At 47.7% G+C, this 23,299-nt stretch carries 17 protein-coding genes and 1 pseudogene; 8 read left to right on the forward strand and 10 right to left on the reverse strand.

From position 1 onward, the window contains the following. Window positions 1-242: 242 nt before the first annotated feature. The 3 genes from NDA03_RS15170 to NDA03_RS15180 all read left to right on the forward strand — a co-directional run bounded on the left by NDA03_RS15170 (window position 243) and on the right by NDA03_RS15180 (window position 4,761). The gene (locus tag NDA03_RS15170) at window positions 243-1,193 is read left to right on the forward strand and encodes an ABC transporter ATP-binding protein (RefSeq protein ID WP_348238474.1); all 951 of its coding nucleotides are present in this window, start codon (window positions 243-245) and stop codon (window positions 1,191-1,193) included. Between the two features lie 106 nt (window positions 1,194-1,299). Beyond that, the gene (locus NDA03_RS15175; RefSeq protein WP_348238476.1) at window positions 1,300-3,030 is read left to right on the forward strand and encodes an ABC transporter permease; all 1,731 of its coding nucleotides are present in this window, start codon (window positions 1,300-1,302) and stop codon (window positions 3,028-3,030) included. A gap of 111 nt (window positions 3,031-3,141) precedes the next feature. Beyond that, window positions 3,142-4,761, forward strand: a complete 1,620-nt coding sequence (locus tag NDA03_RS15180; protein ID WP_348238478.1) for a hypothetical protein — start codon at window positions 3,142-3,144, stop codon at window positions 4,759-4,761. Window positions 4,762-4,825: 64 nt separating this feature from the next. Here NDA03_RS15180 and NDA03_RS15185 read toward each other — a convergent pair whose 3' ends face one another. From NDA03_RS15185 to NDA03_RS15195, 3 genes are all read right to left on the reverse strand, one after another. After that, the gene (locus NDA03_RS15185; RefSeq protein ID WP_190427265.1) at window positions 4,826-5,755 is read right to left on the reverse strand and encodes a CoA-binding protein; all 930 of its coding nucleotides are present in this window, start codon (window positions 5,753-5,755) and stop codon (window positions 4,826-4,828) included. Window positions 5,756-5,965: 210 nt separating this feature from the next. Continuing rightward, a complete protein-coding gene (locus tag NDA03_RS15190) occupies window positions 5,966-7,267 on the reverse strand; it encodes an ATP-grasp domain-containing protein (RefSeq protein WP_348238480.1) in 1,302 nt (433 codons plus the stop codon). A 135-nt stretch (window positions 7,268-7,402) separates the two neighbouring features. Next, entirely contained in the window at window positions 7,403-8,320 is a 918-nt protein-coding gene (locus tag NDA03_RS15195) for an SDR family oxidoreductase (protein WP_190427258.1), read from the reverse strand. Between the two features lie 243 nt (window positions 8,321-8,563). On the opposite strand from NDA03_RS15195, the gene NDA03_RS15200 reads away from it, so the two are divergent. Continuing rightward, on the forward strand, window positions 8,564-10,513 hold the full coding sequence (locus NDA03_RS15200; protein ID WP_348238482.1) for a hypothetical protein: 1,950 nt from the start codon (window positions 8,564-8,566) through the stop codon (window positions 10,511-10,513). 301 nt (window positions 10,514-10,814) lie between these two features. On the opposite strand, the gene fetB is transcribed toward NDA03_RS15200, so the two are convergent. Further along, the gene (gene fetB, locus NDA03_RS15205; protein ID WP_348238484.1) at window positions 10,815-11,594 is read right to left on the reverse strand and encodes an iron export ABC transporter permease subunit FetB; all 780 of its coding nucleotides are present in this window, start codon (window positions 11,592-11,594) and stop codon (window positions 10,815-10,817) included. 437 nt (window positions 11,595-12,031) lie between these two features. Between fetB and NDA03_RS15210 the strand changes: the two genes are divergently transcribed. Then, the gene (locus NDA03_RS15210; protein ID WP_348238485.1) at window positions 12,032-13,156 is read left to right on the forward strand and encodes a DegT/DnrJ/EryC1/StrS family aminotransferase; all 1,125 of its coding nucleotides are present in this window, start codon (window positions 12,032-12,034) and stop codon (window positions 13,154-13,156) included. 183 nt (window positions 13,157-13,339) lie between these two features. Here the strand turns inward: NDA03_RS15210 and NDA03_RS15215 are convergent, their stop codons facing one another. After that, a complete protein-coding gene (locus NDA03_RS15215) occupies window positions 13,340-14,089 on the reverse strand; it encodes a DUF561 domain-containing protein (protein WP_190414319.1) in 750 nt (249 codons plus the stop codon). A gap of 234 nt (window positions 14,090-14,323) precedes the next feature. Between NDA03_RS15215 and NDA03_RS15220 the strand changes: the two genes are divergently transcribed. Next, complete coding sequence (locus tag NDA03_RS15220; RefSeq protein ID WP_190529213.1) at window positions 14,324-15,439, forward strand: serine/threonine-protein kinase; 1,116 nt, start codon at window positions 14,324-14,326, stop codon at window positions 15,437-15,439. Between the two features lie 925 nt (window positions 15,440-16,364). Further along, window positions 16,365-17,225 carry an SH3 domain-containing protein gene (locus NDA03_RS15225; protein WP_348238486.1) on the forward strand — a complete coding sequence of 287 codons (861 nt, stop codon included), beginning with the start codon at window positions 16,365-16,367 and terminating at the stop codon, window positions 17,223-17,225. A gap of 27 nt (window positions 17,226-17,252) precedes the next feature. On the opposite strand, the gene NDA03_RS15230 is transcribed toward NDA03_RS15225, so the two are convergent. Both NDA03_RS15230 and NDA03_RS15235 read right to left on the reverse strand, forming a co-directional pair. Further along, entirely contained in the window at window positions 17,253-18,401 is a 1,149-nt protein-coding gene (locus NDA03_RS15230; RefSeq protein ID WP_348238487.1) for an isomerizing glutamine--fructose-6-phosphate transaminase, read from the reverse strand. 159 nt (window positions 18,402-18,560) lie between these two features. Further along, window positions 18,561-19,622, reverse strand: coding sequence for a hypothetical protein (locus NDA03_RS15235; RefSeq protein ID WP_348238488.1), 1,062 nt, complete (start codon window positions 19,620-19,622; stop codon window positions 18,561-18,563). Window positions 19,623-19,786: 164 nt separating this feature from the next. On the opposite strand from NDA03_RS15235, the gene NDA03_RS15240 reads away from it, so the two are divergent. Then, window positions 19,787-20,725, forward strand: coding sequence for a phosphodiester glycosidase family protein (locus NDA03_RS15240; RefSeq protein WP_348238489.1), 939 nt, complete (start codon window positions 19,787-19,789; stop codon window positions 20,723-20,725). Between the two features lie 41 nt (window positions 20,726-20,766). On the opposite strand, the gene NDA03_RS15245 is transcribed toward NDA03_RS15240, so the two are convergent. From NDA03_RS15245 to NDA03_RS15255, 3 genes and pseudogenes are all read right to left on the reverse strand, one after another. Beyond that, a complete protein-coding gene (locus tag NDA03_RS15245; RefSeq protein ID WP_348238490.1) occupies window positions 20,767-21,621 on the reverse strand; it encodes an MBL fold metallo-hydrolase in 855 nt (284 codons plus the stop codon). A 7-nt stretch (window positions 21,622-21,628) separates the two neighbouring features. Beyond that, window positions 21,629-22,723, reverse strand: a complete 1,095-nt coding sequence (gene aroC, locus NDA03_RS15250; protein ID WP_190414330.1) for a chorismate synthase — start codon at window positions 22,721-22,723, stop codon at window positions 21,629-21,631. A gap of 336 nt (window positions 22,724-23,059) precedes the next feature. Next, window positions 23,060-23,299, reverse strand: a pseudogene (locus NDA03_RS15255) (photosystem II q(b) protein); the annotation flags it as partial.

Below are 23,299 nucleotides of genomic sequence, written 5' to 3' on the forward strand. Positions count from 1 at the left end.
GACACAGAGCCAAAAGTGCGATCGCTCTTGTAAGAGCCTTCTATGCTTGAAGGTGCTAGCTGAACCAAATAGTAAAATGTCTGATCCCCCTGAAATTATCCTAATTGGGACAAATTAAGGAATTACAAGGCTAATCGGTTCTACAATCTTGTTTAAATTTCAGAAACGCTCGTGGCAAATGCTGTAGGTAAAGGCTACGCTAGCACTCAAGCAAGCCATCTTACAGTCAACCCTCAGCAGCTATGGCAAAAGAACTGGCAATTCAAACTTGTGGACTCACCAAGCAATTCGATCGACATATTGCAGTTAATGATATTGATTTACAGGTAAAAGCTGGTGAAGTCTATGGACTAATTGGACCGAATGGAGCCGGTAAAACAACTTTGCTGCGGATGTTGGCGGCGGCTGAAGAGCCAACGACAGGTGAAATTTATATTAATGGCGATCGCCTGCAACGCGATCACAGCAACCCTACCCTGAAGCGGCGACTCGGCTATCTACCCGATGACTTCCCCCTGTATGACGATTTGACAGTCTGGGACTACCTAGACTATTTTGGGCGTCTCTACCGCTTGCGAGAACCACACCGCAGCCAGCGCTTGCGGGAAGTTTTAGAACTGGTGCAGCTAACGGGTAAGCGCAATAGCATGATTGCCACTCTGTCGCGGGGGATGAAACAGCGCCTGAGTCTGGCGCGGACAATTATTCACGAACCAATTTTGCTGCTTTTGGATGAACCCGTTTCCGGATTAGACCCTCTTGCCAGGATGCAGTTTCGGGAAATCATCAAAGTATTGCAGGAAGCCGGGATGACGATTGTCATTTCGTCACACGTCCTCAGCGACTTAGAGGAACTTTGCACCTCAGTCGGCATCATGGAACTCGGCTTTCTCGTAGAAAGTGCGTCACTCAAGGAACTTCGCCGCCGCCTCAGCCGCCAGCAAATTTTCTTGTCTACGTTGGGTAAGCTAGAGTCACTTGTATCAAAGCTGAAAAACCATCCTTTAGTCGAAGAATTGGAGGTGATGACGGGACAAGAGCGAGTGCGCCTTTACTTTGCTGGGGGTCAGGAAGATTGTGCTAAGTTGTTGCGATCTCTTGTTGAATCTGACATCCCTCTGACCGAATTTCATTGCACTCAGGAAGACTTGGAAACCATTTTCCTGAAGCTGGGACACCAGCAAGCATCATAAGACAAGATTGAGGACTGAGGGCTGAGGACTGAAGGCTTTGGACTGAGTTATTAACAATGCTTACTCTTCACTCAGCACTGAATTTAATTCTGGAGATTTTTTAGTGATGAAAATTAATTGGAGCGACCGGCTGGGAGATTGGAATCCCCAGCTGTTACGAGAAATTAAAGGGCGTCTTAAACCCCGAAATGTATTAATTGCAGTAGCGATCGCGCTGATGGGTCAAATGCTACTGCTGATGAGTTTCGCAACTCAACTGCCAGTTGATACGGGTATGGGCGATATCTACAGTAGATATTGCCTAGACAATCGTCCTGATTATGGGCAGAGGTGCCTTGTAGATGCCCTGGGCAATTTTGCCATTAACTGGCAGTTGTGGTGGCTAGATGTGTTCGTGTGGCTGAGTGTTATTGGCTTCATGACCGTCTTGGTGGCTGGCACCTATATGCTAATTAGCGACCTATCGCGGGAAGAAAATCGCGGCACACTGAATTTCATTCGCCTCAGCCCCCAGTCAACAACCAGTATTTTCAGCGGCAAGTTGCTGGGAGTGCCGATTTTACTTTATCTCCTAGCCGGTCTGGCGATTCCTTTGCATTTGTTGGCGGGTCTGTCGGCTGAAATTCCTTTAGTCCTCATTCTGGGCTTTTATGGTGTCGTGGTTGCCAGCGCTGCTTGTATCTATAGCGCTGCCTTACTTTATGGATTAGTCGCTGGTGGACTCGGTGGATTTCAATCTTGGATTGGCAGCGGCATCGTGCTGATGTTTCTGACCCTCATGACTGGCTTGAGCCTTAACAGCAGCACAATCATCCATAATTCCCCCCTAGATTGGCTGCATCTATTTTCTCCTTCAATTGTGCTGGCATACCTCATTAATGCCAGTTCTCAAGGAAGTGCCTATCAAGCATCATCGGGAATGGTGCAACTGGAAGCCTGGAAATGGTTTTACTTACCTCTAGGTACCAGCGTCTGGAATGTCATCGGCTTTAGCGTGCTGAACTATGCGGTGGGAACCTTATGGTTTTGGCAAGGGATGAAGCGTTGCTTTCACAACCCCAGTACGACTCTCCTCAGCAAACGGCAGAGTTATATAATGACGGCTTGCTTTGAAGTGGCTGTTCTGGGATTTGCTCTAACCTTACCCAAATGGCGCGCAGATAATCCAGAATCTATACCAGGCGGACTGTTTGATAATTTTGGTGGTTTGCTGTTGTTAAATTTGCCGCTGTTCTTGTGTCTGATGGCAGCGTTGTCGCCGCACCGCCAAGTTTTGCAGGATTGGGCGCGTTACCGACGGGAGAAAACATCTTCTCGCGTGAAAAACTTGGTGCAGGATTTGGTTTGGGGGGAAAAAAGCCCCTCAGTGGTAGCAGTGGCACTGAATTTACTGATTGCTTCAACTATCATGGTGCCTTGGATACTCCTTTGGCCTGCAAGTGCGTATAAAGCATCAGCGCTGGCGACCTTCCTGCTGAGTGTCAATTTAATCTTGATTTACGCAGGCGTCGCTCAGCTAATGCTGTTCATGAAGACACCGAAGCGATCGCTCTGGGCAGCGAGTACAGTGGCTGGATTGATTATATTGCCGCCGATTGTGTTCGGCTTACTATCAATCTCTCCCGCTAAAATCCCTGGCGTATGGCTGTTTTCCGTCTTCGCCTGGGGTGCTGTAAAAGATGCTGCTGCGACTAGCCTGGGTCTGGCAGTGCTGGGTCAGTGGCTAATGTTCAGCTTGTTGAGTATTCAGACAGCGCGACAGTTACGACAGGCGGGTGAGTCCGCGTCGAAATCGCTGATGTCCAATCGTCCCTCTTTACCCGCTAACGGCTTGTAGAGAAGCGATCGCTCGAATCGATGCAGACACAGAAAAACTAAATCTAGAAAAACCCGTTTTCGAGGCAGAAAACGGGTTTCTTCTCAAAACTTGCGATCAAGGAAAACAGAGATGAACCTACTTTGGATGGAGCGATTGGGCGATTGGAACCCTCAGTTTCTGCGCGAACTCAAAGGACAACTGAAAACTCGCAAGTTAGCGATCGCTATTAGTGTGTCTTTGATTAGTCAGTTTTTACTGGTCTTGTATTTTTACGAACAACTAAATTTGGATGGAACCTACAGCAGCTTTTGTGTAAGAACCAGTAACTACAACTGCCGGTTGGATGCTGCCGGTCAGATTATCATCGAGTGGCAGCATTGGTGGCAGGCCATATTCAGCATTTTGAATTGGACTTTGCCTTTCATCTTATTACTCGCTGGGGTCTATATGATTATCAGCGACCTTGGCAAAGAAGAGCGTCGAGGCACCCTGAATTTCATTCGATTAAGTCCCCAATCCAGTCAAAGCATTTTGACGGGGAAAATCCTGGGAGTGCCTATCTTACTTTATCTGGGTGTAGCCCTAGCACTACCTTTGCATTGCTGGTCTGCGATTAGTGCCGGTGTACCTTTTCACTTTCTGGTGAGTTTTTATTTGCTCTCAGGTGCTAGTTACTATTTCTTCTATAGCGCTGCCTTACTTTATGGATTTTTGAGCGAATTTCAAGCTTCGTCAGCCAGTTTTTTAACCTTTGTATTTGCTTTGCCTTGGCTAAATGTAATTAATTGGTCTGTGTCCCTGGTTACACAGGCCAATTATGATTGGAGCGATTCAGTACTATACTATTGGCAATGGTTTTATATACCGCTCGGTAGTAACTTTTTGTTAGCTGAGACTTTTGCAATTCTAACTTTTAGTTTGTGGACTTACTGGATTTGGCAAGCCTTAAATCGGCGTTTTGCTAATGCCAACGCCACGCTTATCAGCAAAAAACAAAGTTACTGGATGGTCGCTTATTTTGAATTCCTGCTTCTAGGTTTTTGTCTACAAAAGAACCACTTAAATCCGGCACAATTTGCTGAATCTGGATTTCTGTGGGGATTGTTGGTCTTTATGGAAACCGTAAATCTGCTATGGTTCTTGGGTTTAATTGCTGCTTTATCCCCTCACCGTCAGGCATTACAGGATTGGGCGCGTTACCGCCGCGAAAAGGTTTCTAACCGGAAAGGTTTTTGGAAAAGCAGCTTAATGCAGGATTTGCTGTGGGGTGAAAAAAGCCCATCACTGGTGGCAGTAGCAGTAAATTTGGGCATTAAAACCGTAATTTGGGGTGCTTGGATTCTGTTTTGGCCTCAAAACAGTGCCAAGATTTCAGCTATTTTAGGTTTGATCTTGAGTCTAAACTGGATCTTGATATTGGCGGGTATCGCTCAGACGCTGCTATTTATGAAAACAGCAAAGCGATCGCTCTGGGCTGGCATAACTGTAATAGCCTTGATTGCATTTCCCCCAATCTTTTTCAGCGTGCTGTCGATGCCATTTTATCAAAGCTCTGGTGTGTGGCTGCTTACCGCCTTTCCGTGGATAGGGGTAAAAGAAGCCTCCACAATTCCCATTTTTCTGACAATCTTGGGACAGTGGAGCGTTACGACATTGTTAAGCTTACAATTGACGCGGCAGATGCGATTAGCAGGCGCATCTTCCTCCAAAGCAATCTTTGCCAATCGTCCATCAGCGCCCGCCCGCTAGAACACTTCAGAGAGGGAGAAATATCGCGACTGCTTCTCCCTCTCTTCCCGCTCTAACTCAATTTTCAACCCGACTTTTTGAGCGCCTTTTTCACCAAATCTGGAATTTGGGAAGGGCGCTCTGCTATTGGAATTTTCGCTTGCTTGAAAGCGGCAATTTTTCGGTTTTCAGGTGTCTGTTCGGCCGCAAGTTCAGCCTGTGGAGAAGCGAGCATCGCTTCCTGACGCCAAAAACCAAGTGCATTCCCTGGGCCTAAAAGTTTTTCTTGTGGAAGCAAGCGACCGACAAAATATACAATTACTGGCTTATCAAGTGTAGCAACGATGTATTCTGCTGCCGCCTGTTCATCACTAGAACTGGTATGGCTGATATGGCTGACTAAAACAATGACCTTCGTGTTTTTATCTGCTGCCAAAATTTCCAGCCATTGTACGACAGAAGATCCGACAAACGGCTCGCTGCCAATACTGACAGCAATCGACTGACCATAACCGGCTCGTGTCATTTCCCCGGCTACTTCGTAGGTGAGATTGCCGCTGCGGCTGAGCAGCCCCACCGATCCAGGACTATAAAATTCAGGTTCATGAGTGCCTAGTAAAACCTTGCCTGGAACAATAATCCCAGCACTGCTGGGACCGACGATGAGAGTTTGAGTCGCCTCTGCCTTTCTGAGCAGCCGAACCATATCCAGGGGAGGTATCCCACCCGTAATCAGAATAATTTGTCGGATACCTGCTGCGATCGCTTCTAGCGCAGCATCAAGCGCCGCGTAAGGTCGTACAAAGATAATGCTAATGTCAACCGCTCCGACCGACTGTATCGCCTGCTCTACCAGGTCGAACACCGGAATGCCATCCAGCGTTTGCCCTCCCTGACCGGCACTGACCCCAGCTACTACCTTCGTGCCGTAAGCTGTCATTCGGGCAGTGTAGGTTGACGCAAGTGGTTCTGCGATGCCTTGTATCAGGATTTTACTGTCTGGCGTTAACTTCATGATCCTTTACCAAAGTCTATTTTCCATGCAACGTTCGTGCGCGAACAGCACATGAGGTCTAATAACAAATGTCGGTATCTAACATCTCCTATACATCTATATCAGGTTGAGATGAGCGAGTCAGGTTGACAGGAGCAAGCCAACGTCCTGAATGTAACTTTAATGCCAAGCAAAGCAGCATGAAAGCTCGACCGCTAAAACAACCTTGCCTCACGATTTGGTGCTGGGAGTCCCGGATCTACTTTTAGCTGCTGCTTTGGCTAGGGAAATCGCTTGCTCAACAGCGTCATCCAGATTATCGCTCCAGTGTACGGGCATCGTGGCTAGAGGCTCTTGGCTTTTGTCGAGTTCGCCACCTGCTAAGCGCACAACAAATTGGGGAAGCAGGGTGAGAAATTCTGGTCTGCGATCGCCGATCCGGGTGCGAGAGTCCTTGGGGCTGGGTGTACTAACCCGTCGAGTCATTCGCTGCGGATGCTCTGTCATTTCATTAACTTTTCGTTGCAAATATGAATCAATCACTGCAACGACTTCCTGACTCGCTGCGATATTGCCCAAAATATTAACCAGCAATACTTTAATGTTTTTATTTTGAGTGAGACGCTCCAGCGCTTGTTCGAGCTGTTCTCTCCAAGATGCGGGTGTCAAATTTCCACTTGCCTCCTCACCCACAATTAGGCAAAGTCTCGGCTTACCGCCAGCGCTGTAAACCAAATCCACCATTGCCATCGCCAAGCTGGTGCCGTTACAGAGAATCCCAATATTACCATCTCGATTCAGCCAGTTCTGAATGGGTAGAAACTTACCGGGATCGATGTCTGTAGGCGTTTCCTTCGCGATATCGGACTGAGGCATTTTTGCCGCTAGAGAAGCCAAAGCGGGATGCCGTCTGAGAGCAGCATCATTGACTGTAATTTTGCCATCTAAAGCCATCAATTCGCCTGTAGGACTTACACCCAGGGGATTGATTTCCACTCCATCTAAATCGTTTTGGATAAACAGATGGTACATCTTTTCGATAACGGTGCTAACTGACTGGATCAAGGAACCTTGGAGTCCCATTTTCAGGGTCAGATGGCGGGCATAAAAGGAGGAAAATTCTTGGTCAACAACAACTTGCTGAAGAAGCTCCATCACCGCTTCCAAGTTCATGCCTCCTTGTGAGGAACCTAGCAGCACCGGGCGACGAAGGTCGTAGTCTAGGGTGACGGCTAGATAAAATTCACGAGTAGCATCGTATTTTGCTTCTGCTAGAAGCACTTGGGGATATTCACCCAGAATCGGCAAATTAAAAATCGTCCGTGCTGCCGCGATCGCATCGATGGTGTTTTCTGCAAATCGAATTCCACCCGCTCTACCCCGTCCACCAGCACGCACCTGCGATTTTAGGACAACCGGGTAAGGAATTTGCAAACCCTTGAGGTCTCTGGAATTATCAATTCGTTGAGAAGGCAAAACGGGAATGCCCATCTCCCGAAATAATTCTTTAGCTTGATATTCTAGTAAATCCATGAATGGCAATTTAAGGATGAGGGATGGGGAATGGGGAATGGTAATTGAGAAAAAAGGGATTCGTTATTCGGCAGTCGCAGCAAACCAAAGACGAATGGCTAACGATAATGACGAGTGACAATTACCCAATCCCGATTACCCCTGTTTCTGACGACTTTGCCAGTCTTTGGCGACTTTATCAATTCCATAGAAACGCTGCCAAAAGGCATCAACCGCCCTGGTAGGCAACACTTTGTTCATTAAAAACAGTAGAATATCTCCCCCAGTAGCAGCCACGTAGCGGGGACGAGGGTGACGGTCGGTGAGCGATCGCACAACCACTTTAGCAACCCGTTCGGAAGTCCAAGCTCGACTACTGGTTCGTTCCTCTAGCCCTTCTAGCCGCTCAAAAGCAGCCCGGTAAGGTGTATCTTGTGGCGTTGATATCGCTTGCTCAACCCGTTGCGCTGCTACCGCGAAAAACTCCGTACTGACTGGGCCTGGTTCAATCACGCTGACTTTGATATTGAATGGAGCCAGTTCCATCCGAAGTGCATCGCTAATTCCTTCCAAAGCAAATTTAGAGGAACTATATAACCCTCCAAAGGGAAACGCAAGCCGTCCGCCTAGAGAACTAATATTAACGATCCGTCCACCCCCTTGGTCCCGCATTCCTGGAATTAAAGCTTGAATTAAGGCAAGCGGGCCGAGTAAATTGACCTGAAACTGCCGCTGCACCGCCTCAAATGGAATCAACTCTACTGGTCCCATCTGTCCATATCCGGCATTATTGACCAAGGCATCCACGCGCCCAAAATGGTCGATCGTTTTAGTTGCCAAAGCTTTAGCCTGCTCAACTTGAGAGATATCGGTGGGAACAACCAGCACATCAGCACCCGCTTTGCGGCAGAAAGTTGCGACTTCCTCCAATTTTTCCTGGTTTCGAGCTGCTAAGACGAGCCGGATTCCCAACGACTGAGTCGCTAAAACTTGCGCCAGAGCAGCGCCAATCCCAGTAGAAGCTCCTGTAATTAGGATGACTTGTTCAGATAGCGGTGGAGTATCGATCTTCATAACTTGAGTTCAGTAGGCTAACACCTTAGCCGCGTGCCCGTACAGTTGTTAATGGTAAGCCCTAGCATTGCAAGCAATAGCCAATTCGCTGTAGCCAAGACAAATTTTTAGATTTTTGATTAGATTTTTTAATTATTGCAAGCACTACTGATGCGATTCCTCTGCTTGAAAGTAGAAAATTGAGCAAGCTTTTTAGCTGTCCTGCCTCAAAATGGAAGAAAGTGAAACGGAGGGTGTTGCTGGATGGAAACAGTAGCCCGCGAAAGCGAATTAGAGGTACTGGGGCGAATTCTACAAAATCGCCTTTACTCGGCATTACCGGAGAAGGTTCCCTTTCAAGTTCGGTGTGCCTTACCGCAGGAAGCGTTAGTTATTTTGACACAACACCCAGCGGATTTTCTGCCTGACCCGCAACGAACTTTTAGAACGTTAGAGCAAACTCTCAAAAGTCTGCAACCGGAATTTGCCCGTCAAGTCCAGCTGTATCTAAGAGTAGTCGGGCAAAAGCAACCCTATGCTTTCCATGCCTTCAGTGTCGATCCGCCTGTTGTGTCCCCGTCACCTGTGTCAACGTCAACTGTGTCAACGTCAACGACTGCTCTTGCTGATGCTACGGTTGTTAGCGAAGAGACAATCCCACATTCGACAGAAGTCAAAAATCCACCCAAAAAATTGAGGCGCGAGGAGACAATTCCAGAAAATCTCCCCAACGAGACACCTGCGGCAGATGACAGCATTGGAGTGGATACCGATTCGGCAGAAATCGGCTCAGCACCAACGATTGATGAATCTTCCTCCCTTCCCGCCGATGAACTTAGTTTAGAGCCGGATGATTCGCCGCCGGATGATTCGCCGGGGGAGGTTAAAAGCGAGGCACCACCGACTTCACTGGCTGGTAAACTCCAGCGATTGCCACTGCCGGTACTGTTGGCAAGCGCGGGGGTAAGTTTATTGACGTTTCTGCTCACTCTCTACGCCTTGACACGTCCCTGCGTCATCGGAACCTGTACGCCGTTACTCACGGCACAAGCGTTGAGCCAGGAGGCATCTGCAACCCTTCAAAGACCAAAATCTGGGCAAGAAATATTAGAAGCAAGAGAGAAACAACAAGAGGCAATCCGCCTTTTGAAGCTGATTCCATTCTGGTCTGGTTCTTATTCCGAAGCTCAGAAGCAATTGAACGACAATTCGCAGCAAGCCGAATTGCTCGATCAGCTGGTAATGGCTTTGAGTAAAGGTTCCGCGGCGGCTAGACAGAGCCAAAATCCTCCCCATTCAGCGACAGAATGGTTAGAAATTCAGAAGCTATGGCGAGAAGCGATCGCACTTTTGGAACCCGTGCCCAAAAATAGCACGGTCTACCAACTGGCTCAGCAGAAAATTAAGGACTATCGAATAAATTTAGCCGCTATTAACGGGCGAGTGAATGCCGAACGACAGGCGCTTAAAAACCTCGACGCTGCAAAAGAAGGGCTTCAGGTAGCAGAAGCCCGTGAAGGAGTGGCTAATTCGATCGCTACTTGGCGACTGGCTGAAATGAACTGGGAGATGGCAATCAATCGGCTCAAGGCGATTCCTGTCGGCACGACTTCCCGTCCGGAGGCGCAGCAACTGCTGGCGACGAATCTGCCCAAATTGTCAGCAGCACGCGATCGCAAAAACAAAGAACAAATTGCCGCTAACGCCTACAATTTCGCTCAAACCCTCGCACGCAATGCCAAAAATTACGAACAGCGCAACCAATGGACATTAGCGGTGCTGAACTGGCGCAATGCAATCGTTAACATTCAAAAAATTCCTAGAGGCACTTTTTTCTACAATCAAGGCGATTCGCTAATGAGTTCTTATAAAGCCGAACTCAGGCAAGCAGAAATCCAACTAGGGTATGCCAGCTTGCTCCAAAAAGCGAGTACCGATTTGATTAAAACTTGCGCTGGGACGCCGAAAGTCTGTGAATACACTGTCACCAGTCAGCTAATCAGAGTTCAGTTGACACCCGCTTATATGCAGATGGTGACGCAAACCGTAAACGCCGCACAATTAAGGGGAGATGCTAATGCTCAAGCTGGGATAGCTGCTCATTTGCGAACCCTAGGAGATGCACTGGAAGCGATTAGCGATAACGCCCGTATTCCTCTTGAACTCTATACTCCAGATGGGTCTTTGTTGAACAAGTATCCCAAGGTTAGCTAGGAGTAAAAGCCTCAGCTAGGGTCGATTCTGTTTTCTGTCTCAACCCAAAAAATCCTGACGCCGGGTTAGTTTTTGCTGTTGCTACTTATACCATTTTACCGCTACATTTAAGCTTCTCTTCGCCCCCAATTAATCGGGGGTGGGGAAATCAAATGTGTAGCCTTATCAAGGGAATTTGGGATTACATCTTGCATCTGTCACACCACCAGTACGCCACAGATGCAAGGTTGTAACCAGACTAATTACTAAATTCGAGCTAAACTAACCAGCAGTTATTTTTAACAAAACCTATTTATAATTTTTAATGATTCTTGAGTTGGGCTTCGCTAGTAAAAAACTGGCGGCAAAGCCCTTGAGTGACTAATAAAGTTGTCACTAAGTTGGTAAAAGCAAGCATAAACATAATTAAAATTTGGTAGGATGCAGCATTCAGCGGGTCAACACCACTCAATAATTGACCTGTAATAATTCCCGGTAGTGTCACGACTCCAACAACCATCATTTGGTTCAGAGTGGGAATCAAACCGGCGCGGATGGAATCTTTGCGGTACTGTGCAACCGCCTGTTGTGGCGTTGCACCTAAGCTCAGGTGGGTTTCAATTTCGGCGCGACTAGCGCTGACGGTGCTGCTCAAACGTTCGCCCGCGATCGCTGCTCCATTCATCGCATTTCCGAGTACAATTCCCGCTAAGGGAATCAGGTACTGGGGTTCATACCAAATGGGCGGTTCAAGGATCAACAAAGTGGTGTAACTCAATGTCAGGGCGCTACTCACCAAAATCGACCCCCACACCACGGGCAATACTTGGGGAATTTTTTTGCCGATGCGATTGCGAGCAACAATTGCGGCAATGCTCAGCATCACCATCAAAAGTGCCAAAACTGCCCAAGGATTTTTCCAGGCGAAGACAAAGGCTAATACATATCCAACGCCCAACAGCTGGATAATAGTGCGACCAGTCGCGATCGCCAATTGCCCTTCTAATCCGAGTTGTTGAATCCTGGATAAACCAATGGCAACTGCCATCATGCCTAACGCCAAGACAAGGTCTGTAAAGTTCAGTGCGATTAAAGAATCCACAGTTCAAAATGAGGTCTTGCTTTCTCCCTAATTCTGCCAGGATTGAGGAAGTTTTGATTGCGGAGGGCGGAGGACTGAGGGCTGAGGGCGGAGTGCTGAGGACTGAGGACTGAGGACTGAGGAGTTAGGAGTTAGGAGTTAGGAGTTAGGAGTTAGGAGTTAGGAGTTAGGAGTTAGGAGTTAGGAGTTAGGAGTTAGGAGTTAGGAGCTAGAGCTGAGGAGTTAGGAGTTAGGAGTTAGGAGTGAGTGAAAATAGGAATGCTCCCCTTGTCCTCTGTGGGTCTGCCTCGTTTTCCTGTTATCGTCCCTCTATCTGCCAAATTCTGCGAAACAATTTTGTAAGTTCGGCATTCTGAATCAAAAAGGATGGTGAGGCGTGGATTCCCTTTCTGAGCAAAATTTGGTTCTATGTAGATAAAAATTTGTGGTGTCAACGAGTGAATAATATTCCCCCCCTAGACCTGTCGCGGCAGTACAAAATTATCAGTGAAGAAGTGAATGCAGCCGTTCTAGGCATCTTAGCTTCTGGTCGTTATATTGGTGGTCCTTCGGTTGCAGGCTTCGAGCAACAGTTTGCAGCTTACACGGGCGTTGCAGAGTGTGTAGCGTGTAACTCTGGTACAGATGCCCTCTATCTAGCTCTCAGGGCTTTACAGATTGGGCCGGGGGATGAGGTAATTACGACGCCGTTCACCTTTATTGCCACTGCTGAAGTAATTAGCGTAGTGGGGGCAACGCCGGTTTTTGTTGATATTGATGTCCAAACGTTTAATTTCAATATCGATCAGCTGCAAAAGGCTATTACCGCTAAAACTCGCGCCATTATCCCAGTTCACCTGTTTGGGCAGCCGGTAGATATGACGACAGTGATGGACGTAGCACAGGCTCATAATCTAGCGGTGATTGAAGACTGTGCCCAAGCCACAGGCGCTGAGTGGGCAGGATCTAAAGTAGGCAGCATCGGGCATATTGGCTGCTTTAGTTTCTTTCCTACCAAGAATCTGGGTGCTTGTGGAGATGGCGGTGCGGTGACGACGAACGATCCAGCGATTGCTTCTGCTATACGGATGCTGCGGGAGCATGGAATGCGCGATCGCTACCATCATGAAGCAACTGGCATCAATAGCCGCTTGGATGCTCTACAAGCCGCCATTCTGCAAATTAAACTGCGTTATCTGGATACGTGGAATGACCTGCGTCGCTCAGTTGCACAGCAGTACCACCGATTGTTAGAGCCGGTGCCTGGGGTGGTGAAGCCGCAAGAAACGCCAGGAGGTCACTGTGTTTGGAATCAATACACGATTCGCCTCACCCAATCCAGTAACGGCAGCTATCGGGATGAGGTTCGCAATCAGCTACAGCAGCAAGGCGTTAGTTCGATGGTTTACTATCCCCTGCCTTTACACCTACAGCCGGTCTACAAGAATTTAGGCTATAAATCTGGGGACTTCCCTGTGGTGGAGCAAGTCTGTCACGAGGTTTTGGCCTTGCCCATGTTTCCAGAACTTTCTCTGGAGGAACAGGAGCAAGTGGTTTACAGCTTGAAAGACTGCTTGGGATAAGTTTTGAGTTTTGAATTTTGAGTTTTGAGGGTCGATTTATTAACCTCGATTTCTGGCGTAGGGGCATAGCACTGCCATGTCCCTACAGAACGTGAATCAGTGTAAGTTTTTTAATCCACGTTCCTTAGCCAAGATTTATTCAAAATTCAAAACTCATCACTCATCACTCCGACCGCTTAGGGATTACGCATGAATACGTTCGCGGCTGACAGTGGATAGTGCTTCCACCAAGCTACGAACAGCCGCTACCATCGCGACTTCACTGTTGAGTTGGTTGATGGCAGAACCGACGCCGACACCCGCAGCACCGGCAGCGATCGCCATCGGTGCGGTAACGCTGGAAATCCCGGAAGCACACAGGACTGGAACGGAAACAGCGCGGGAAATTTCGTAAGCTGCTGCTAAGGTAGGAGCCGCTTTTTCAATCAGTCCCAGCGTACCGGCGTGAGTTGGGGTTGAGGAAGTGCCTCCTTCGGTTTGGATAATATCGGCACCGGCTTTTACCAATGCTTCTGCGAGTTGAACTTGCCGATCTAGCTCCAGAATATGGGGCACGGTGACAGACAAGGTAATATTTGGCAGCAGCGATCGCGTTGCTTGCGTCAGCGCCAACACTTCTTCTGCTTCAAACCGCCGTCCCTGCGCGTAAAAACTATCAAAGTTGCCGATTTCAATCAAATCCGCTCCAGCTTCCACTGCGATCGCAAACAGTTCTGGTTCTACTGCTGACACACAAATTGGCAGGCTTGTCAACTGACGAGCCAACCGCACCAAATTAGGTTCTGCGGCAATATCGACGAAAGTAGCACCGCCTAAGTCGGCTGCCTTAACGGTGGCAGCAACTCGCTCCGGATTGAAGTTATTCAATCCGGTAATAATTTTTAAAGCACGACCTTGGTCAAAGACACGCTGTAGTGTAGTATTCATGGTCATAAGCCCGATTCGGCTCGCAAATTTTGCATCTTAATTGTACAGACCGAATCATCCGGTCTCTACATTCAGAACGATCTACCTGGGAATATTACTGCGGAAGGTTGTGCATCCCCGCTGATTGCCATACCATCAGGAAATAAAAATTACGCTCTGCTTTTTATCACAACTGGGATCTAGACTAGGAGCATAGCGCAGATCCTGCCCCCTCCTGCCCTCCTCCTGCCAGTGACGGTCATGAATTTTCCACCCACAAATCTGTCAACTTTTCACTCAGATGTTTTACAGCAAACTGAACTAGGGCAGCTGTGTGGTACCGAGCAGTTGTTCCGCGATCGCTATGAGATCCTGCGAATGTTGGGAAGAGGTGGCTTTGGTATCACCTTTTTAGCCAGAGATGCCAACTTGCCAGGCGATCCTTTGTGCGTGATTAAGCAGCTGTGTCCCAAGTTTAGCGATCCGATTGGACTGCAAACAGCGCGGAAACGCTTCGAGCAAGAAGCAAGAACCCTCAGTAAGTTGGGCAGCCATTCCCAAATTCCTATGCTGCTAGATTACTTTGTAAACGAGGGAGAATTCTATTTAGTTCAGGAATATGTACGAGGGTATACCCTCGCACGCTTGGTGCGGCGCGGAGGTCCTTTATCGGAAGAGGGCGTTAAATATTTCCTTCGTCAAATCCTGCCATTGTTGCAGTACATCCACGGCAATAATGTAATTCACCGCGATATTAAGCCCCAGAACATCATCCGTTGCCAGGACGATGGGAGGCTGGTACTGATTGACTTTGGTGCTGTCAAAGAGGAGATGGTTCCTTTAAGCGATACAGGAGGTCAGAAGCAAACCACCCAGTTTATCGGCACGGTTGGATTTGCACCGCCGGAACAATTTTCACTGCGTCCTGTTTATGCCAGCGATATTTATTCGTTAGGCGTAACGTGTCTTTACTTGTTGAGTGGGAAAGCACCGCTAGAATTTGATAGCGATCGCTCTACGGGTGAGATTCAGTGGCAGGACACGATATCAGTCAGTAAAGACTTTGGCAAAATTCTCAACAGAATGCTGAAAATCTCTTTACGCGAACGTTATCAATCTGCAACAGCGATTATGCAGGCATTTGGCTGGGAATCGCCTCAAGACAATTTAGCGCAGTTTATGACAACTCAGCGTCCTTCAGGGAAAGATTCAGATAAGAAAAAATCAGAAGCAAATTCACCAAATTATGTTTCTCCTACCGCCAGAACAGCGATCGCGCTTCGAGATTGGAAAGCTAGGTGGCAGGCAAAGCAACGAGATCCTAAGAAAAGACACCGTCATAGCATCATTAGCAGTTCTGGTAACTCAGGACTTTAGGAATTGGTAGTGGAAAAATTATAGTTGGTTATTACACCATTGCTCGACAAAAGCTTCCGCTTTTGAGCAGAAGTTTCCTATTGGGTGCAGCAGTTTATTTCCTGAGAGTGAAAGCCCAGACAAGATGCCAATATCCCTTTCAGATATCTTCTAAAAAATTTTTTCCCTAAAGGAAAAAGGGGAACGGTTGCTTATATAGCAATCCCATTTAAGTGGCGGACCAGCGGTTCATATCCTCGAATTCTCTAAGAATTCGAGGATATCACCTTCATGAATCGTTTAGGCTCACTGCATTATCTCGGTCTATTATTAATTGATAAAATATAAAAAGTTGTTTTAGATTTCTCAAGCTTACAGAGGGAAACATTTAGCTCAATCAAGCGTCTAATTTAGTAAAAAGTTTGAGAGCGAGCTGATATCAATTCACTTGTTTAAGCGCTAAACTTCAGTTCCTTATTATCTCTTTTTCTTCTAGCGTAGCAGCACTCCCACCTCAGGGGGTGAGGTATCTGATGTGTATCACCAAAGACCAAAGGAAAATCTTATGAAAATAATTTGTTTTAGATCATAATCATTAACCATAGAAAAGCCAATGAGGTTGTGACAGTTATTTAAAATGGCACTCAATCAAAAAAGCTTTAGTCACGAAAATACCTTAGAAATTATGTGGCAACTTAAAAAACTGGCATCGCATTGATGAAGCTTGCTACTTAGAAAGCTCAAAATCAGTTTTATAAGTTATTTCCTCGTCAAAAAATGATTGGTGAGGGTATTTCTATGAGTAAAAAAATGGGAATAAATACCCAACTGCTTTAGCAAGTTAATCCTGAAAGCAGTAAAAACAAACAAGCAAGATTTGCGCTGGCTCCGCCAAAGATAAGGCATTGAAAACGTAGGAACTTGGAATACTGAACAGGAGGGGAGAATGAAACCTTATCAAATTTTAATAATATGCGCGATCGCTATAGGAGCGATCGCAGGTTCCACTTTAGCAACGATTAGCTACCGCAACAGCCAAGCACCACAAGCCACAACTGAAGTTCCATCTCCTCCAGCGACAACGGAGACACTAGAACCGACAATATCCCCGTCTGTGGCGGTATCGCCCCCACCGTATACGCCGCCGACTTCAAAACCAACTGGGACTCAAACAACTCCGCCAGACAAAAGTTCGTTTTCTCAGTTTCGCGTGCGTCTTTTAGATGCCATTAGTCGGCGGGATGCTAATTTTATTCGCACGCTTGTCACCTCAGAAACTGAATGGAACTATGGCGGTACGCTCAATTTGGACAGCTACAACATTGATGACAAAAATTCTAAATTTTGGGCATACATGGATAAGGCACTTAGTTTAGGTTGTGCTACCGACAATCAGGCAAAAGTGGCGAACAAAGAACCGGGATCTGATGTTTGGATGTGTCCAGATATCGCAAAAGCACTGGAGTCAATTCGCCCAGATAAACCGAATGTTGGACAACTGGCAATTTTAGGACAAAATGTGAATGTCCGTGCAAACCCTGGGGCAGGTAGCAAAGTTGTGGGGGTTGTGTCTTACGATTTTGTAGGGTTTGATGGCAACACCTTTAACAGCCTACCAGAGCAGATGCAGAAAGCGGTGAAGGAAAAGGTTATCGATGGTTGGACGCCAGTGAAACTCGGGAATGGTAAAAAAGGTTGGGTTCTCAACCGCTATGTGTACGATTCAGAAACCGATTACCGCGTCAGTTTTGTGCGGACTCGCGGACAATGGCGACTACGTTACTTCTTGCCAGGAAATGGGAATTAAGCGGTCGCAATTTCTGAAATAAAAAGGTTAATCCACAGTCAAAGTCTTCGTCAAATTTCTGGGGCGATCGACATCTAATCCCCGGTGAACAGCCGTGTAATAGGCTAAGAGTTGCAGCGGAATAACTGTCAGGATGGGAGAAAGTAATTCGTCCACCTCCGGGACAGTCAACATCCGCTCAAATAAGCCAGTAATTTCTGAATTGTTTGTGGATGTCACGCCAATGAGCCGAACCCCCCTTGCTTTTGCTTTTTGGGCATTAGCAAGGATTTTTTCGTACACAGTTCCGGGCATCGCGATCGCTACTACAGTTACAGAAGAATCTAGCATCGCAATTGGACCATGCAAAAACTCTCCAGCGTGATAACCTGTTGCGTGGATATAGCTGGTTTCTTTCAGTTTCAGTGCTGCTTCTAGAGTGATGGGAAAATTAATCCCGCGCCCTAAAATAATGCAGTTTTGGGTATGGGTAAAGTCTTTGGCTAGCTGCTCGACGGCGTGCTTTTGGCTTTGTAAAATTAAATCAATTTGATCGGGGATTTGGCGCAATTGCGTGAGGATTTGATGCAGTCGATCGCTCGATAGAGTTTGACGGCAGTATGCTACATCAAGCGCCCAACAGTAGAACGCTATCAACTGAGCGACAAAGGTTTTGGTGGCAGCGATCGCTACTTCACTTCCTGCCAAAGTATGAATTGTACGATCTACCAGCTTTTCTAAGGAACTTCCCGCCTGATTGGTAATTCCTAAAAATCGAGTTTCACCAGAACAATGCTGTTTTTCTATTTCTAAGGCCGCGAGAGTATCTGCGGTTTCTCCAGATTGGGTAACGCCAACAATGAGAGTATTCGGAGTTGCAGGCGATGGTGCATCCCGAAATTCTGAGGCATAGTGTACGCTTGTTGGCACTTTAGCCACTTGCTCTAATAGATATTTACCTACCAAGCTGGCATGAAGACTACTGCCACAAGCAAGAATTTTAATCTGGTCTATACCATCGTAAAAGTTGGATGATAAACCTAAGTTTAGAGGTTGTTGAGTCAATTCAAGCCGTGGCTGTTGATCGTTGAAACGAATTTCTGAGAAAGCCTCTAAACAAGTTCGGACAACTTCTGATTGCTCATGGATTTCCTTGAGCATGAAGTGGGAAAATACCTTTTCTTTAGGAGAATTCACGCTGCACTAGAAATGTTAATTGGATTGGCTGCTGCCGATAGGAGCTAGAGCCTCCTATCAGCAGTATTCCCGGACTTAGTTGGGGAAGAAGGAAAAATAACCTACCCTTAAAAGGAAATTGCTCCCTCTTCTAGGTTCCTATGCCCTACTACGAGCAGTTTAGCGATGGGGAAATAACTTCGGCTCTGTCGCTGAATTTGTAGCTGCCTGGTTAGAGGTAGGTGGTGAAGCCGATGAAGTTGAGCGCAACTCTTGATAGAAACCAAGAACTTTTTCTGTATAAGGGCCGGTTTCGTTGCTGTTATAGCGGGTCGGATCGCCCGTCATCCACCAGGAAGCCGCCCGTTGTACCGCTACCACCTCATTGTTGCCACTCGCCTGAAACTCGTCCCGCAACACGTCGCGCATGACACACACCAGAATGCTTCGTGCGGTTACGGGACTGCTTTCAAATTGCGCTGGTGTTAGTTCCCGATTGATACATTGTTGTGACCAGCCGGGTATATTGTCTGGTTTAACTTGCCACTCGCTGTACAGTCCATCATCAGCGGTGCCAGTTTGCGGTGCTGCCCGTCGTAACGCTTCCACCAGTGCCCCTACATGGGTATCAGAAATCTTTGCTGAATTGGTAGCCGCCGCCGTTGTGACAGGGGGTTTTGCGGGTGGCTGGTTTGAGGTGGGTGATGGTGATGGCGTGGGAGTTGGAGTTGGTTTAGCCGCTGGTTGGGTAGCAGGTTTGGGTGGGGTTGAGGCAGGCGGTACTGCGGATGAAGTTGAGCGCGACTGCTGGTAAAAACCAGAAACTTTTTGGATGTAGGAAGCGATGTCTTTACTGTTATAGCGGGTGGGATCGCCTGTCATCCACCAAGCAGCCGCCCGTTGTACCGCTACGGATTCATTGTTACCCGCCGCTTGATACTGTTGGCGAAGAATATTGCCCATGATGCACTCTACAACTTTCCGTGCGGTGGCGGGATTTGCTTCAAATTCCGCTGTGCTTAGGGCACGTCCGGTGCATTGTTTTGACCAGCGGGGAATGTTGTTTAGTTTGATTTGCCAGTCGCTGTAGAGTCCATCGTCCTGTCTTCCGGTTTGGGGTGCTGCCTTCCTGAGCGCTTCTGCGAATGCCGCTACTTTAGCATCTGTTATCTGTGCTTGAGCGGGCAGTGCTGACAGCCCAACGCTGAGGATTGCTCCCCACAGTAACCACTGTAATCGCATGGCTTGCGTCCTACGAACTTAAAACTCTTTTTTATCCTAAGTGCTATTCAATGATGCGCGATCGCTCTTAGCTATGAGAATGCGCTGAGAATGCGATCGCGGCCCTTGCTTCAAAATGAGAAGATATCTTGGGATAATCGGTGGTCGAAAAATCCTCAACCAGCATGAGCAAACGATGCAAAATTTCCTGGAAGCGATCGCTCAGTGCCATTACCCTTAGTCTGGTCCTGTTGTCTCTGGGACTCTATGGTGTCTTCTATGGCGTTTCGTGTCTAAGACGTCCACCCCGCACCGACGTTCAGCAACCGCTATTTCAAGGTATCGTTTATCGGCGCATTCCCCGCTCAACACCGCGCCCCCTAACGATCCACGTTGTCACTATCGACCTAAAAGCGCCAGGAATTGGGGTGTTAGTAACGCCAGGAAAACCCACCCAAGGAAAAGAAACCGTAGCACAAACGACCAGTGACTTTTTGCGGGAATTTAACTTGCAATTGGCAATCAATGGTAGCTTTTTTTACCCATTCCAAGAGCAATGGCTGTTATATTATCCCCACAGTGGCGAACCCGTGAACGTATTGGGGCAGGCGATTTCTAACGGCGTCACCTACTCTGCGTTTGAACGAGGCTGGCCCGTTTTGTGTTTTTCTCAGGATAATCGTGCCCAAATCAGCAAGGCGAGTTGTCCTGCGGATACGGCTCAAGCTTTGGCAGGCGGCGAAATCATCATCGAACGCGGCAACTTAGTGGTGATGAAAGATAACCGCGATCAAAAAAAGTTATTTCCGCGCACAGTGGTTGCGACTGATGAAAGCGGCGAGACATTGTGGTTAATTCTGGTTGATGGTCGCCAGCGTTTCTATAGTGAGGGTGTCAGTATAATTGAGCTGCAAAATATTCTTGCCGAGTTGGGTGTTTATCGGGCGCTGAACTTGGATGGCGGCGGTTCGACAACGCTGGTGGTAGGGCATCTTGGGGGGAAGCAGAGCAAAGCATTAGCAGCATCGCTCAATTCACCGATTCATACTCGCATCCCTATGCGACAGCGCCCAGTGGCGAACCATCTGGGCTTTTATGCGCGACCGATAAAAATTAAAAATTAAAAATAAACAATCTTATTTTTTAATTTTTAGTTTTGCATTTTTTAATTTACCTGCACAATCATCCCTTCACGGGCGAGGAACGAACCAGGCGAGACTTCTTGAACTTGTGTCTCAATTTGATCGAGAAAGTCATCGCTGTGGTTCGGTTCGTGGTGAAAAATTGCCAACCGCTTGACTCCTGCTGCCTGCGCCACTTTCACCCCTTCCTGCCAAGTGGAGTGTCCCCAGCCGACTTTCGGAGATTTGGGGTTGTTATACTCCTCGTCGGTGTACATGGCATCATAAATCAAGATATCGGCTTCGCGGGCTAAGTGCAGCACATTTTCATCTGGACGATCCGGCAAATGTTCCGTATCCGTACAGTAGAAGACTGTGTGCCCCTGCCACGTCACCCGATATCCCATCGCGCCGTTGGGATGGTTCAGCGGACCGGTTTCAATGGTGATATCATCCACCTGAAAGGTATCGCCACAAATTAACTCGTAAAACTTCAAGTCAGCTTCCATGCCTTGCAGCGGCACTGGAGAATTTGAGTGCATCACGCGATCGCAGAAATGCTGTTTCATGGAGTCTGCATCTGGTGGCACTGCCCCATAAATGTGGAAGCAATTGCCTTCCATAAAAGCTGGCTTAAAAAACGGTACTCCTTGAATATGATCCCAGTGGTAGTGAGTAAAAAACATATAAGCTTCTACTGACTGCTGCTGGTTTATCAAATCCTTAGATAGAAGACGCAAGCCGGTGCCGCCATCAAAGATCAGGCGTTTTCCACCGATTTGCATTTCTATACAAGAAGTATTGCCACCGTAGCGAACGGTATCTTTTCCAGGGGAGGGGATACTGCCTCGCACACCCCAAAACTGAAGCAAAAACTCGGAAGAAGGGCTGGTTTCCATTTCACTCTCAAGGCTTTAAAGTACCGCACTGACCCTGATGGCGTAGCAAATGATCGCAAAGCACCAAAGCCACCATTGCCTCTACCATAGGCACCGCTCTGGGCAAAACGCAAGGGTCGTGACGCCCCTTAGCTGCTAGTATAGTCTCTTCACCCTCGCGGGTCACGGTGCGCTGTTCTTTGCGAATGGTGGCTGTTGGTTTAAATGCCACCCGAAGAATAATATTTTCTCCGTTGGAGATGCCCCCCTGAATCCCGCCGGAACGGTTCGTTTTGGTGCGAATTTCGCCACTTTCGTCAATCGAGAATTCGTCATTATGCTCGCTGCCCGATAACAAAGTACCGGCAAAACCAGAGCCAATTTCAAATCCCTTACTTGCTGGTAGAGACATGACACCTTTAGCCAGGTCTGCTTCCAGCTTATCAAATACTGGCGAACCTAGCCCTTTGGGTAGATGACGGGCAACACATTCTACAACTCCGCCGATAGAGTCGCCTTCTCGCCCTACCTGCTCAATTTTTTCAATCATCCGCTCTGCACATTCGGCATCGGGACAGCGGACAATATTACTTTCTACTTGTTCTAAAGTGACAGTATTGGGATCGACAACGCCTTCTAAGTCTTTGATGCGCTTGACATAGGCGATGATTTCAACTCCAGCAACTTGATGAAGGACTTTTTTAGCGATCGCCCCAGCAGCTACTCGTCCAATTGTCTCCCGCGCTGAGGATCTGCCGCCACCTTGCCAGTTGCGAATTCCATATTTAGCATCGTAAGTCGCATCAGCATGAGAAGGGCGATATTTCTGCGCCATCTCATCATAATCTTGGGGGCGAGTGTCCTTGTTTCGCACCAAAATTGCGATTGGCGTTCCCAGGGTTTTGCCTTCAAATACGCCGGAAAGAATTTCGCAGGTGTCAGCTTCTTTGCGGGGTGTGACGATTTTACTTTGTCCCGGACGCCGCCGATCGAGTTCTACCTGAATTTCTTCGGCAGATATTTCCAATTGCGGTGGACACCCATCGATAATCACCCCGACGCCGCCGCCGTGGGATTCGCCAAATGTAGTGATGCGAAATAGATGCCCAAAGGTATTGCCCATAATACTTAAGGAGGATGCATAGCGATTTGTATCTTAACAGCGATCGCTATTGATATGGGGAGCGATCGCGCTTCTCGCTGCAACTGTTTTTATTTAAACGAACCGCCAAGGACGCAAAGGGCGCAGAGGTAAGAGGAGAGAGAGCTTATATTTTTTTAATTTTCCTATCTACTTATCAGCAGCCACACGTACTCCAGCACGCTTGCTCACCTTATCAAGCAAAGTTTTATAATCGGTTGCGATCGCTTCTTGTACGTCCTTTGCTTTTTCTATTTCCCCAAACAAAAAACGCCCCCCTTGCGGAGAGCGTTTTTATTTAGCTAGAGTTTCTAGCGATTAGCCATTGATGCTGGGAGCCATCAGAGCCACTGGAGTAGACTCACCTGCTGCCAAGTCGAGGGGGAAGTTGTGAGCGTTGCGCTCGTGCATTACTTCCATACCCAGGTTGGCGCGGTTGATCACGTCTGCCCAAGTGTTGATCACCCGACCTTGGCTGTCAATCACTGACTGGTTGAAGTTGAAACCATTCAGGTTGAAGGCCATCGTGCTGATTCCCAAAGAGGTGAACCAGATGCC

It is taken from the genome of Trichocoleus sp. Lan (genome assembly GCF_039961855.1).
Taxonomy (GTDB): Bacteria; Cyanobacteriota; Cyanobacteriia; order Cyanobacteriales; family FACHB-T130; genus FACHB-T130.